Raw genomic sequence first — 13006 nt, forward strand, 5'->3', positions numbered from 1 at the left:
ACGTCAGATTCTTTGGTCTCCTTCTTCGGTCTGGACCGTGCGCGGCTACCGGCCGAGGACCGCCATGGCCGCGTTGTGCCCCGGGATCCCGCTCACCCCGCCGCCGCGCACCGCGCCCGCGCCGCAGAGCAGCACATTGGCGTGGCGCGTCTCCACACCCCAGCGGCCGGTGCCCTCCTGGGCGTACGGGAACGCCAGCTCGCGGTGGAAGATGTTGCCGCCCGGCAGCCGCAGCTCCCGCTCCAGGTCCAGCGGGCTCTTCGCCTCGATGCAGGGCATGCCCTCGGCGTCGTACGCGAGGCAGTCGGCGATCGGCTCGGCGAGCTGGGCGTCGAGTAGTTCGAGGGTGGCCTCCAGCAGCGCGGCGAGCGCCACGTCGTGGCCGGCGGCGAAGAGCCGCGCGGGGGCGTGCAGTCCGAACAGGGTCAGGGTCTGGTGGCCCTCCCGGACCAGCTCGGGGGCCAGGATCGACGGGTCGGTCAGCGAGTGGCAGTAGATCTCCGAGGGCGGACGCCGGGGCAGCCCGCCCGCCGCGGCCTGGCCATAGGCGGCCTCCAGATCGCCGTAGCCCTCGGCGATGTGGAACGTCCCGGCGAACGCCTCGCGCGGGTCGACGTCGGGGTCGCGCAGCGCGGGCAGCCGGCGCAGCAGCATGTTCACCTTGAGCTGCGCGCCCTCGGCGGGCGGGTCGGGCGGCTCGTCGCCCAGGAGCCTGGCCAGCTCCCGCGGGGCGGCCCCGACGAGCACGTATCGGGCCCCCACCAGGCCCTCCCCTTCCGCGTCACGGAACATCACCTCCGCGGACTTCCCGTCGGTGGCGATGGCGGTCACCTCACAGCCGGTGGCGATCCGGGCGCCCGCCGCGCGGGCCGCGTCCGCGAGCGCGTCGGTCAGCGCGCCCATGCCGCCGACCGGCACGTCCCAGTCGCCGGTGCCGCCGCCGATCACGTGGTAGAGGAAGCAGCGGTTCTGACGCAGCGACGGGTCGTGGGCGTGGGTGAAGGTGCCGATCAGCCCGTCGGTGAGGACCACGCCCCGGACCAGGTCGTCCTCGAACTCCGCCTCGACCGCCTCGCCGAGGGGCCGTTCGAACAGCGCCCGCCAGGCCGTCTCGTCGCCGATCCGCGCGCGCAGCGCCTCGCGCGTGGGCAGCGGTTCGGTGAGCGTCGGGAACACCCGCTCGGCCACCCGCCGGGTCATCCCGTAAAAGCGCTGCCAGGACTCGTACTCCCGGTCCGAGCCGGTCAGCCGGGCGAACGACTCGCGGGTGCGGGCCGCGCCGCCGCCCACCAGCAGTCCGGTGGGGCGCCCGGCCCGGACGGCGGGGGTGTACGAGGACACGGTCCGCTTGGCGACGGCGAAGCGCAGCCCGAGGTCGTCCACGATCCGCCGCGGGAGCAGGCTCACCAGATACGAGTAGCGGGAGAGCCGCGCGTCGACCCCGGCGAAGGGGCGCGTGGAGACGGCGGCGCCGCCGGTGTGGCCGAGCCGCTCCATGAGGAGCACCCTGCGGCCGGCGCGGGCGAGGTAGGCGGCGGCGACCAGACCGTTGTGGCCGCCGCCGACGATGACGGCGTCGTACGCGTCGCTGTGAGGCATACCCACTGACTAACACGCGGTCATCGCCGGGGCCAGCACGCGGCGGGGCGGGGCGGGGCGGGCCCGGCGTCTCACTCGCGCCGGCGGCGCACCTCCGCCATCCGCCGGTACAGCTCGACGGCCTCCTCCCGCCGCCCCAACTGCTCCAGGCACCGCGCCTCGTCGCCGCGGCTGGCGAGGGCGTCGGGGTGGTCGGCGCCCAGCACGCGCTCGCGGGCCCGGGCGACCAGGCTGTAGAGCTCCAGGGCGTCGGTCCAGTTGCCCAGCCAGCCGAGGGCCACCGCCACCTCTCGGTGGCTGACCAGGGTGTCGGGGTGGTCCGGGCCCAGCGTCCGCTCGCGGAGGGCGGAGACGTCGCGGGCCTCGGCCAGGGCCTCCTCCCAGCGGCCCATGCGCCCGAGGTTGACGCCGAGGCCATGCCGGGCGCGCAGGGTCTCCGGGTCGGTCGGGCCCTGGGCGCGGGCGCGGTCGACGACGAGGGCGCGGTAGAGCGTCAGGGCCTCCGCGCTGCGGCCGAGCCGGCCCAGGCTGATGCCGACCTCGTAGCGGGCCGCGAGGGTGTCCGGGTGGTCGGGGCCGAGGGTCCGGGCGCGGGCGTCGGCCACTTCGCGGTAGGTGCGCAGCGCCTCGCTCCAGCGGCCCAGCTGGCCGAGGGCGTAGCCGACCTCGTACCGGGTGACCAGGGTGTCGGGGTGGTCGAGGCCCAGCACCCGGGCGCGGGCGGCGGCCACCTCGCACGCCATGTGGTGGCAGTCCTCGAGCCGCCCCAGGCGGCCCAGGTTGAAGGCGAGGTTGTGGCGGCAGCGCAGCGTATCGGGGTGCTCGGCGCCCATCGTCCGCTCGCGGACCGCCAGCACGGCGGCGTAGACCTGGTGGGCCTCGAAGTGACGGCCGAGGCGGCTGAGCGCGAACGCGGTCTCCTGCCGGGCGGCCAGCGTGTCCGGGTGCTCGGGGCCGAGCACCCGCTCACGGCCCGCGGCCACCCGCCCGTACTCGCCCAGCGCGTCGCCGTGGCGGCCCAGCCGTCCGAGGGCGAAGGCGGCCTCGTAACGGCTGGCGAGGGTGTCGGGGTGGTCGGGGCCCAGCACGCGCTCGCGCTCGGCGGCGACCTCCCGGTGCGTTTGGCCCGCCTCCTCCCAGCGGCCCTGCAGGGCGAGGCTCATCCCGATGTTGTGCCGGACGGCGAAGGTGGCGAGCAAGCTCGGCGGGGCGGGCGGCGGCGCGGCCGCGGGCGGCCCGGCGAGCGATGGCGGCGCCGGGCCGCCGGTCCACGCCCCGGTGAGCCCGGCGGCCGCGTCCGACGCGCCCGGCGGCGCCTCGGTCCGGGCGGCCGGGACCGCCGGGGAACCGGTGGTCATGTGCCGGGCCCAGGCGGGCAGGCCGGCCGACCGCTGCGCGGCGAACTCGGCGCCGGGGCCCGGCAGGGTCCACGCCGGGACGAGGGGCTGCCCGGCCCCCCAGGTCGCGCGGGCCAGGGCGATCCGCTTGGCCAGGTCGGAGGCGTCGCGCGGGCGGTCTTCCGGTTCCTTGGCCAGCAGGTCGAGGATCACTCGCTCGAAGGGCTCGGGGATCTCGGGCCGCTGGCGGCGCGGCGGCTCGGGCGGGGTGTCACGGTGGCCGACGAGCACCGCCCAGGCGTCGTCGAGGTCGAACGGCGGCGCGCCGGTGGCCAGTTCGTACAGCACACAGCCCAGGGAGTACAGATCGCTGCGGTGGTCGACGGCGCCGCCCGCGATCTGCTCGGGCGACATGTAGTGCGGGGTGCCCATGGCGATGCCCGTCCCGGTGAGCCGGGCCGTGAAGCCGATGTCATGGCCGAGCCGGGCGATGCCGAAGTCGCAGATCTTCACCGAGCCGTCGGCCAGCCGCATGATGTTGGCGGGCTTGAGGTCCCGGTGGACGATGCCCTGGTCATGGGTGTACGCGAGCGCGACGGCGAGCTGGCCGGCCATGTCCAGGACGTCGGGGACCGGCAGCGGACGCTGCTCGTTGTCCTCCAGCAGCTGGCTGAGGTTGCGCCCCTCCAGCAGCTCCATCACCAGATACAGGACGCCCTCGTGCTCCCCGAAGTCATGCACCACGGTCACCCCGCGGTGCTGCAGCGAGGCCGCGACCCGCGCCTCGCGGCGGAACCGCTCGCGCAGCACGTCCATGAAGGACGGGTCCCGCTGCTGCCCCATCGGTTTGAGGCACTTGACGGCGACGCGCCGCCCGAGCGACTCGTCGAGCGCCCGCCACACCTCGCCCATTCCCCCGCGCCCGATCAGATCGAGCAGCCGGTACCGGCCCTGGATCAGCCTGGTGTCCGCCATGGTCCCCCTGCCTCCGGCGGGAGTGCCGCCTCCCGCCGCCCCCGTGGCAGCCGACGGCTCGTCATGGAGCCCTCGACGCCTCCCCGTTGTCCAGTATGGCCGCGTTTTGGCGCAACTTGTAGACCGAGGGACGAGTGCCGGGACCCAGCCGTTCGACGGCCCGCAGGATGTGCTTGGGCGGCAGCTGCCGGCGGAGGGTGGGCGGGATGCGGCGCAGCACCCGGCCGGCCGCCCGCAGACGGCGGGTGACGACGGCGGGGCGGGTGCAGGCCGGCCGTACAGCTCGTGGGCGTACGGGGGCAGGCTGGCGTAGGCGAGTGCGGAGACGCGCCCCCACATCAACGCACGCGCTGGCACAAGCAGGGGATGAACGGGCGGTCTGCGCAAAAAGGCGTCGACTTCCCCGGCCTCGGGGGGGTGGGCGAGCGCCGGGCGCACCTTCTCGACGTACGCGGCGAGTTCCGCCGTATCGGCGGGGACGCCCGCGGGGTCGAGGCCGACCAGCCGGGCGGACTCGCGGTTCTCGTCCACATAGGCGTCCGCGAGCGGATGCAGCGCCTGAAGACAGAGCGCGCACACGCCCGCGATCCACATCATGGGGTCGCCGTGCGTCTGCCAGGTGACCGAGTCGGGCCCGTACAGCCCCGGGTCGCCCGCGAACCGCCCTCGCGCATCCCGCGGGAGCCCTCCGTCGCCGGAGTCACAGGTTCCAACCGGTCAGATCCGGCCCGCTCGGCGCTGCCGCCGGAGCAGCAGCGCCAGGTACAGCCCTCCGACCACCGCGGTCACCACGCCGACCGGCAGTTGGACCGTCTCGTGGCCGACGCGCTGAGCGGCGAAGTCCGCGGTGACCACGAGCAGGGCTCCGGCGCAGGTGGCCGCCGACAGATTGGGCCCGGGGACGCGGGTGCGCCGCCGGGCCAGCTGGGGGGCGACGAGCGCCACGAACGGGATCGGGCCGGCGGCGGCGGTGGCCACGGCACAGGCCGCCGTGGCCAGCACGAGCGTCAGCAGCCGGGTGCGCGGCACGGATACCCCGAGCCCGCCCGCCACGTCGTCTCCCATTTCCAGGATCCTCAGCCGACTCGCGGCGAGCACGACCAGCGGCAGCACCACGAGCAGTCCGAGGGCGGCCGGGCGGGCGTGTTGCCGATGGACAGGCTGTAGGTCTTGCCCCGCAACCCCGGATGGTCGGCCTTGACCTTCGCGATGCCGCCCTCGGTGTCTTTGATGAGTTTCTCGGCCTGTTCCTCCTTACCGACGGCCTTGCCTACCACCCGCACGTGTTCCTGCCAGGTCTGCGCTCCCCACGACGTGGCGTAGCCAACGGTCGGCGCCACCGCGGAGAGGCTTGATGGTCACGGAGCTAACGGCGCACCCTCGGCATCTCCAGGCCGATCCACGAGATGATCTCCCGCTGCACCTCGTTGTTGCCGCCGCCGAAGGTGAACACGACGCTGCTGCGGTAGCCGCGCTCGAGCTCGCCGTGGAGCACCGCGCCCGCCGACCCCTCCTTGAGCGGGCCCGCCGCGCCGACGACCTCCATCAGCCAGGCGTACGCGTCGCGGCGCGCCTCGGAGCCGTACACCTTGACCGCGGAGGCGTCCTGGGGGGTGAGCGCGTCGCGCTGGAGGGCGTCCACCATCTGCCAGTTGAGCAGCTTCATGGCGTCGAGCCTGGCGTGGGTACGGGCCAGCCGCCCGCGCACCCAGCCCAGGTCGATGACGCGGCGGCCGTCGGCGAGCTTGGTGTCGGCGGCCCACTGCCGGACGCCGCGCAGGGCGCGGATGGCCATCGTGCCGTGGGCGGCGAGGGTGACCCGCTCGTAGTTGAGCTGGGTGGTGATCAGCCGCCAGCCCTCGTTCTCCGCGCCGACCCGGCGGGTGGCCGGCACCCGGATGTTCTCGTAGTAGCTGGCGGTGGTGTCGTGGGAGGCGAGGGTGGTGATGACGGTGCAGGAGTAGCCGGGGTCGCTGGTCGGCACCAGCAGGATGGTGATGCCCTTGTGGGGCTTGGCGCCGGGGTCGGTGCGGACCGCGAGCCAGACCCAGTCGGCGGTGTCGCCGTTGGTGGTCCAGGTCTTCTGGCCGTTGACGGTGTAGTGGCCGGTTTCGGGATCACCCTCACGTACCGCGCGGGTCTTGAGCGAGGCGAGGTCGGTGCCCGCGTCGGGCTCGCTGTAACCGATGGCGAAGTCGATCTCGCCGGAGAGGATCCTCGGCAGGAAATACTCCTTCTGCTCGTCGGTGCCGTGGCGCATCAGGGTGGGCCCGACCGTGTTGAGCGCCATGAGGGGCAGCGGCACGCCCGCCTGGGCGGCCTCGTCGAAGAAGATGAACTGTTCCACCGGGCCCAGCCCCCGCCCGCCGTACTCCCGCGGCCAGCCCACGCCCAGCCAGCCGTCCGCGCCGAGGCGGCGGATGGTCTCCCGGTAGAACCGCTTCTGCCCCGCTGGGTCGGCGTAGCGGGCATAGGCGTCGTCGGGGACCAGCTCGGTGAAGTACGCGCGCAGTTCGTTGCGCAGTTCCCGCTGCTCGGGGGTGTAGTCGAGGTGCACGGCCCCTCCTGGAGTCTCGCGTCCGCCGCGTAGGCGCCTGGAATCGAGGGGCACGGTAGAACGTGTTACAACAATACGGAAGGGCCACGGCCCCGGACGCCGCATCCGCCGAGGCGGCGTCCGGGCCTAAGCGGCCCCGGGGAAGTAGGGGTGGGTTCCTGCGTTGTCTGGTGCGGTGCATCGCAAGGCGGAGGATCGCCCTCGTAGTGGGCCTACTCGGGCGAGTCCGACAACGCAGCGAGGTGCCGTGCCAGGCGGCGCAGGGACGTGCCTCTACTTACCCGGGGTCGCTTGGCATCCCGGCCGGGCGGACAGCCGGCCACGAGCGGTCAGACCGCTCGCAGCCAACCGTCGATCAGCGCGGGATGGTCGGTGGTGACCGCGTCGGCGCCCAGGGCCACACAGCGCGCCAGCCGCGGCGGGTCGGCGGCGGGCCAGGCGTCCACCCGCAGCCCCTGGGCGTGGCACCGCTCGACCAGGTCGGCCGTCAGCTCGGGGGTGAGCTCCGGGCAGACCCAGGTGGCCTTCACCTCCGCGGCGCGCGCGGGCAGTTCCTCCGTGGGGCGGGCGGTGATCAGCCCCCGTTCCACCCGGGGCATCAGCCGCGCGGCGTTGTCGAGCACCTCGGCGTGGAAGGAGGTGAGCACCACGCGCTCGGGCAGTGGTGCGTGCCGGTCGAACTCGGCCAGGGCCGCCACCGCCTCGGGGGCCTTGATCTCCACCTGGACCAGGCCGGGAAAGGCGTCCAAGGCCTCGCGGAGCGTGGGGATCCGCTCGCCCTGCCCGGCGTCGAACTCCCGCAACTCGGCCAGGGAGAGCGAGGCGACCTCGCCCGTGCCGTCGGTGGTGCGGTCCACTGTGGCGTCGTGGATCACCACGAGGTGGCCGTCGCGGGACACCCGCACATCCAGTTCGACGCCCTCGGCGCCGACCCGGTGCGCGCGGCGGAAGGAGCGCAGGGTGTTCTCCGGCTCGTCGGCCCTGGCACCCCGGTGTCCGTAGACCAGCGGGCGTGCGGCGGTGGGCTCGGGCGGCGTCACAGGTGCTCCTCGATGGACTGGCGGTGCCGGTCCACCCCCTTGCGCAGCCGGGTGGCGACGTCGGAGAACGCCTGGTGCGCCGGGGTGTTGCCGGTCCAGATCTTCTGTAGCCCGGTGTAGATCTGGACATTGGCGTTGGGCACCATCATCCGCACCTGGTCCCCCTTGCGGGTGTGCGGCAGCTGCTTCACCGCGGTGGAGAAGTTGGGGTCCTCGGCGAGCAGCTTCGCCAGCGCCGGGGACTTGGTGGCGGCCGGGACCACCGGCAGGTAGCCCGTCTGGACGGTCCACTGGGCCGCGTTCTCCGGCCGCGCCAGGAAGCGTACGAACTCCGCCGCGGCCTGTTTGCGTTCCTTGGGCACCCGCTTGAACATGCCGAGCCCGCCGCCGCCCGTGGTCACCCCGAACTCCTTGTGCCGGGGCAGGAATCCGGTGCCCAGCTCCCAGCCGCCGGCCTTGGCCATCTCGGAGATCTTCTTCAGCCCGCCGGTGGAGGTGATCAGGGTGGCGATCAGCTGGTTGCCCATGTCCCCGGCGGGGTCGGTGGACATATAGGCGATGCGGTCCTTGTGGACCAGCCTGCGCTGCCACTCCCCGGCCGCGACGGTGGCCTCGTCGTCGATGGTGACGTCAAGCCCCTTGGAGTACGCGCCGCCCCACTGCCAGGCGGTGCACTGGAACTGCCAGTCCCCGTCGATCTTCTGATACGCCTCCATGGCGACCCGCTTGCCCTGCGTCTTCAGCCGGGTGATCTCCTTGGCCCAGCCGTACATCTCCTCCCAGGTCTCGGGCGCCCGGTCGGGCACTCCGGCCTTCTTGAAGAGGGTGCGGTTGAAGTAGAAGAGCGGTGTGGAGCGGGCCAGCGGCAGCCACCAGTGGTGGCCCTTGACCCGCCCCTCCCCCAGCAGCTTCGCGTTGTAGGTGGCGCGCAGCTCGCCGGGGTCGATGTAGTCGTCCCAGGGCTCGAGCGCGTCCCCGAAGTAGAAGCGGTACCACTTCACATCGGACAGCACGCACAGGTCGGGCGCCTGGCCGGCGAGCAGACCGACGACCGCCTTCTGGGCGCATTCGTCGTACGTGCCCTGGAACTGGACCTCCACATAGATGTCGCGCTGCTCGCGGTTGAACTTGTCGGCGAGATCCTGGAGGGCTTTTCCGGGCACATCCGCGAAGGTGGACCACAGAACGGTGCGGGTCCGCCCGGCATAGCGGTCGGGGACCGATCCGCCCGGCTGGTCCACCGGCCCGGTGGTGGCGCCGCAGGCACTCAGCAGCGCGGCGGCCGTGGGCGCCCCGGCCGCGAGGGTGAGAAAGCGCCGGCGGCTGGGGAGGCTCTGGCTCACTTCCCGGCTCCCTGGGTCAGCCCGGCGATGATGTAGCGCTGGGCGATGAAGAAGACGATGAGCACCGGCAGGATCACCATCACCGTGCCGGCCAGGATGGCGCCCCAGTTGGCATAGGTCTCCTGGTCCCGCAGGAAGAGAAGGCCGACCGGCAGGGTGCGCATATCGGCGCTGCTGGTCACGATCAGCGGCCAGATGAAGTCGTTCCACTTGGTCACCATGATCACGATGGCGACGGTGATCACCATGGGCCGCGACATGGGCAGCACCACGCGGAAGAGGGTGCGCAGATGGCCCGCCCCGTCGATCCGGGCCGCGTCCATGACCTCCATGGGGAGCGTCAGCATGTGCTGGCGCAGCAGGAACGTGCCGAAGACCGACCCGAGGCCCGGGGCGATCAGGCCAGCCCAGGTGTTGACCCAGCCCAGCTGGGCGATGGTCAGGAAGTTCGGCAGCAGGGTGACATGGCCGGGGACCATCATGGCGCCCAGCAGGAAGAGGAACAGCCACTTCTTGCCGGGGAAGGGCAGGAAGACGAAGGCGTACGCGCACAGCAGCGCGGAACACAGCTCGATGGCGGTGCCGACGACGGAGACCACGAGGGAGTTGAGGAAGAACCGGTCGAAGGGGGCGGCGTTCCAGGCGTCGGAGAAGTTGCTCCAGCGCAGGTCGGTGGGGACCCAGTGGGGCGGATAGGCATAGATCTGGGGGTTGGTCTTCAGCGCCGAGGAGGCCAGCCAGTACAGCGGGCCGGCCGCGATGAGCGCGACCAGGACGAGGAGCGCGTACAGGCCCAGGCGCCGGGCCCGGCCACCGGGACGGCGGGAGGGCGCCGCCGGGTCGAGGGCGGTCACTGGTAGTGCACCTTTCGCTCGAGGTAGCGGGCCTGTCCCGCGGTGATCAGCAGGAGCACGGCGAACATGATCATCGCCCCGGCGGCGGCACGCCCCGCGTCGAAGGCGCGGAACCCCTGGTCGTAGATGAACCAGCTGAGGATGGAGGTGGAGGTGCCCGGACCGCCTCCGGTCATCACGGCCAGCACGTCGAATGCCTGGAAGGTGCTGATGGTGCAGGTCACCAGGAGGAAGAAGGTGACCGGTGAGAGCAGCGGGAGGGTGATCCGGCGCAGCCGCGTCCAGGGCCCGGCGCCGTCCAGCGCTGCGGCCTCGTACACCTCCTTGGGCAGGCCCTGGAGGCCGGCCAGGTAGACCACGGCGACGAATCCGGCGTTCTTCCAGAGATAGACCAGGATCAGGCCGGTCAGCGCCCACTTCGAGTCGGTCATCATCGCCGGGGCGGTCAGCCCGAGCGGGGCCATCAGCGGGCGTATCAGCCCGTAGTTGGGGTCGAAGACAAACAGCCACAGGGTGCCGACGGCGGCCCCGGAGAGCACATACGGGGCGAAGGTCAGCGTCCGCACCACACCCCGGCCGCGCAGCTTCTGATTCAGGAGCAGCGCGGTGGCCAGCCCCAGGACGATGCCGCCGGCCACGATGCCGACGACGAAGATGACGGTGGTCCACAAGGTGGCGCGGAAGTCGGGGTCGGTCAGCAGATCGGTGTAGTTACCGAGGCCGACGAAGTCCTTGGCCGGGGAGATCATGTCCCAGTCGGTCAGGCTGAGATAGCCGTTGTAGACCACCGGCCAGTAGGCGAAGAGCAGCAGGAACAAGAAGTTCGGGGCGGCGAACGCGGCGAAGAGCAGATAGTCGCGCCGTCTGCGCCTGGCGCGCAGACGGCGGCCGGCGTCGTCGATGGCAGACAAGGGGAGTTGATCCTTCCGAACTGCGCCCCGAGGAGCCCCCAGCTACCGCTGGGAGGTGCCCCCAGGGACGTGCTGGTGACAGCCCCAAGGGATACCAACAGAGTTGATGAGAAGGAAACACCTTGTCGTGTTACAACTTGGCCTACTTCACATGTCCAGCTGGCGTTTTCTCACTCCTTCCGTGAACAGACCCTGGAAACACGGGCCTCAGCTCGCGCCCACCCCCCGCTGGGGGCTGTCGCCCGCCCCGCGCCGGGTTGTCCGCACCGGCTCGCCCGGGCGCCAGGTCTGCAGCACCAGGTCGGAACCCTCCACGGCGGTGCGCACCACCTCGGTCACCTCGACGCGGAAGAGGTGGAACGGCTCCGGGGGGCGGACCTCCGCGGCGAAGCGGGCGAGCGCCTCCGGGTCGGTCACCTCCGCGGCGCGCCCGCTGACCCGCACGTCGCCGCCGTCCGCCGCGGCGTCAGGACCCGGGTTGGCGTGGATCGCGAAGCGCGTGTCGCGCCGCAGATCCAGGGCCTTGCGCGAGTCCGGCATCATGCCGAGCCACATCTCGCCGAAGCGGAAGTCCGTTTCGAGGCCGGTCACGCGCGGGCTGCCGTCCTGGCGCAGGGTGGCCAGCACCTGGTGCCGGTAGCGCTGGAACCGCTCCCGCACCACGGCGGAGAACGCGGGCTCCGCGGCCTCGAACCCGGCCCAACTCGTCGTCTTCGCAGTCATCATGGCGCCCATCGCGCCGGGATTACCGGACACCTTCTGCCGGGACTGGAGCTCGCGCGCCTGGTCCGGGGGCAGATGGGCGATCCAGTCCGTGCCGGGCAGCCGATACGCCATCCAGGTCTGGGCGTAGGCCGGGGGGCGGGGCCGGGAGCGGTGGGTGAGCAGGGCGGTGGGTTCCCGGGCGGACCGCAGCACCAGCGCCGAGGGCGTGATGGACCGGTTGTTCCCGCTGGTCTGGGCCGAGGCGCAGCCCGCGTGGTACGCGATGGGCAGGGCGTGGTCGCCGGCGACCAGGCACGGCGACCGCAGCCCCAGCCGGTGCAGCCCGGCCGCGGCCGTCCGGTAGCCCCCGTTGACCTTCTCCGACTGGGTGGCCGAGCGGCCGAGCACCACGTGTTGGGAGGCCAGCTGGAGGGTGATGACCACACCGAGCGCGACCGCCACGGGCTGCGGGGAGCGCGCGGCCTGGACGGCGCGGAGCACCAGCTCGGCCACGGGGAGCGCGAGCAGGGCGTAGGAGGGCATCAGGAAGCGCGGCGCGAAGTAGCCGATGAACAGCAGATACGGGACGGCGAGCGAGGCGGCGCAGACCATCGGCAGGACGGTCAGCGCGAGCGGGTGGCCGTGGTGCGGGGCGCCCGGGCGGGCCACGCGCTCCCGGCGGTCGCGGCGGTCCCGTACGGCGACGACGACTGCGGCGGCGGTCAGCAGCGGCAGCGCCAGCCACCACATGGTCAGCTCCGGGTGGCGCAGCGGCACCTCGCACGGACGGCACAGCTGCGGCCCGTTCAGGCTGCGCAGCGCCGCCCCGACGTTGAAGTGCAGCCCCATGCCCCCCTCGACATCGCTGGAGACGCTCAGCCGCTCCAGGACGCCGCCGAAGCGGGCGTACGCCTCGCCCACCCACTGCGCGGCGCCCAGCACGAGCCCGCCGAGCAGCGCGGGCAGGGCCGGCCGCCACGCCCTGACGGCCACGGCCACGACCAGCAGCGGCAGGGCCAGCCAGCCCCCGTCGGGGGTCCGTACGAGGGTGACGCCCGCGATGACGGCGGCCAGCCACCAGCGCGCGTTCCGCTCGGCGGGGGCGCGCAGAAACCAGCCGACGGCGGCGACCGCACCGATCGCCACCCACAGGTTCGGCATCACCGCGGGTCCGCTGATCTGGGTGATCCACAGCCCGGCGAACAGGAGTGCGGCCAGGGCGACCGTGCCGTGGTCGAACATCCGGCGCCACACCCGGAAGGCGGCGTACAGGGCGACGGCGGACAGCACCGCGAGGAGTACCCGCAGCACCGGAATGGAGGAGGTCACGGCGACGACCGGGGCGACCAGCATGCTGATGCCGCGGGAGCGCGGGGCGCTGAAGTACGCGGCCGGGTTACGCGGGTCGACCTGGGAGACGTACACCGACTCGTCCCAGCCCAGGGCGTGCGTGGTGTGCGGGATGACCACGAGGAGCTGGACGAGGGCGTAACCGGCGGCCACCAGCGCGAGCCAGGGCGCGGGGCGGCGATGGCGCGCCGGCTCGAAGGGTTGTGGGCGCGGGCGCGGGGTGGCGGCCGCCGGGGCGACAGTATTCTCCATGCGCGAACCATATGATGGTTTTGTACCTTTTTCTCCGCATTGATCCGTTCGGCTCAGCATCCAAGGGGTGCCATGGGCGCCGG

At 72.7% G+C, this 13006-nt stretch carries 9 protein-coding genes and 2 pseudogenes; all 11 read right to left on the reverse strand.

All coding sequences use genetic code 11. The features are described 5' to 3' along the window. Positions 1 to 45 precede the first annotated feature (45 nt). The 11 genes and pseudogenes from ACWY4P_RS06210 to ACWY4P_RS06260 all read right to left on the reverse strand — a co-directional run bounded on the left by ACWY4P_RS06210 (position 46) and on the right by ACWY4P_RS06260 (position 12923). Complete coding sequence (locus ACWY4P_RS06210; protein WP_456209121.1) at positions 46 to 1599, reverse strand: phytoene desaturase family protein; 1554 nt, start codon at positions 1597 to 1599, stop codon at positions 46 to 48. 71 nt (positions 1600 to 1670) lie between these two features. Next, positions 1671 to 3911, reverse strand: a complete 2241-nt coding sequence (locus ACWY4P_RS06215; protein ID WP_456209122.1) for a tetratricopeptide repeat protein — start codon at positions 3909 to 3911, stop codon at positions 1671 to 1673. Between the two features lie 61 nt (positions 3912 to 3972). Beyond that, positions 3973 to 4508, reverse strand: a pseudogene (locus tag ACWY4P_RS06220) (oxygenase MpaB family protein). Positions 4509 to 4628: 120 nt separating this feature from the next. Next, positions 4629 to 5030: pseudogene (locus tag ACWY4P_RS06225) on the reverse strand (iron chelate uptake ABC transporter family permease subunit); the annotation flags it as partial. After that, the gene (locus tag ACWY4P_RS06230) at positions 4988 to 5251 is read right to left on the reverse strand and encodes a hypothetical protein (protein WP_456209123.1); all 264 of its coding nucleotides are present in this window, start codon (positions 5249 to 5251) and stop codon (positions 4988 to 4990) included. The gene ACWY4P_RS06230 and the pseudogene ACWY4P_RS06225, both read right to left, overlap by 43 nt. Positions 5252 to 5277: 26 nt before the next feature. Then, on the reverse strand, positions 5278 to 6468 hold the full coding sequence (locus tag ACWY4P_RS06235; protein WP_456209124.1) for an acyl-CoA dehydrogenase family protein: 1191 nt from the start codon (positions 6466 to 6468) through the stop codon (positions 5278 to 5280). A gap of 329 nt (positions 6469 to 6797) precedes the next feature. After that, the gene (locus ACWY4P_RS06240) at positions 6798 to 7508 is read right to left on the reverse strand and encodes a glycerophosphodiester phosphodiesterase (protein ID WP_456209125.1); all 711 of its coding nucleotides are present in this window, start codon (positions 7506 to 7508) and stop codon (positions 6798 to 6800) included. Next, positions 7505 to 8851 carry an ABC transporter substrate-binding protein gene (locus ACWY4P_RS06245; RefSeq protein ID WP_456209126.1) on the reverse strand — a complete coding sequence of 449 codons (1347 nt, stop codon included), beginning with the start codon at positions 8849 to 8851 and terminating at the stop codon, positions 7505 to 7507. The genes ACWY4P_RS06240 and ACWY4P_RS06245 overlap by 4 nt, the downstream gene beginning before the upstream one ends. Next, the gene (locus ACWY4P_RS06250; RefSeq protein ID WP_456209127.1) at positions 8848 to 9705 is read right to left on the reverse strand and encodes a carbohydrate ABC transporter permease; all 858 of its coding nucleotides are present in this window, start codon (positions 9703 to 9705) and stop codon (positions 8848 to 8850) included. The genes ACWY4P_RS06245 and ACWY4P_RS06250 overlap by 4 nt, the downstream gene beginning before the upstream one ends. Then, positions 9702 to 10616, reverse strand: coding sequence for a carbohydrate ABC transporter permease (locus tag ACWY4P_RS06255; RefSeq protein WP_456209128.1), 915 nt, complete (start codon positions 10614 to 10616; stop codon positions 9702 to 9704). Before ACWY4P_RS06255 ends, ACWY4P_RS06250 begins: the two co-directional genes overlap by 4 nt. A 207-nt stretch (positions 10617 to 10823) precedes the next feature. Further along, on the reverse strand, positions 10824 to 12923 hold the full coding sequence (locus ACWY4P_RS06260; RefSeq protein WP_456209129.1) for a pyridoxamine 5'-phosphate oxidase family protein: 2100 nt from the start codon (positions 12921 to 12923) through the stop codon (positions 10824 to 10826). Between the last annotated feature and the right edge of the window lie 83 nt (positions 12924 to 13006).

The organism is Streptomyces sp. LZ34, from assembly GCF_053890475.1.

Coding starts and splice junctions, on each gene's coding strand:
- ACWY4P_RS06210 (WP_456209121.1), bottom strand. CDS start 1,599: ATGCCTCACAGCGACGCGTACGACGCCGTCATCGTCGGCGGCGGCCAC.
- ACWY4P_RS06260 (WP_456209129.1), bottom strand. CDS start 12,923: ATGGAGAATACTGTCGCCCCGGCGGCCGCCACCCCGCGCCCGCGCCCA.
- ACWY4P_RS06215 (WP_456209122.1), bottom strand. CDS start 3,911: ATGGCGGACACCAGGCTGATCCAGGGCCGGTACCGGCTGCTCGATCTG.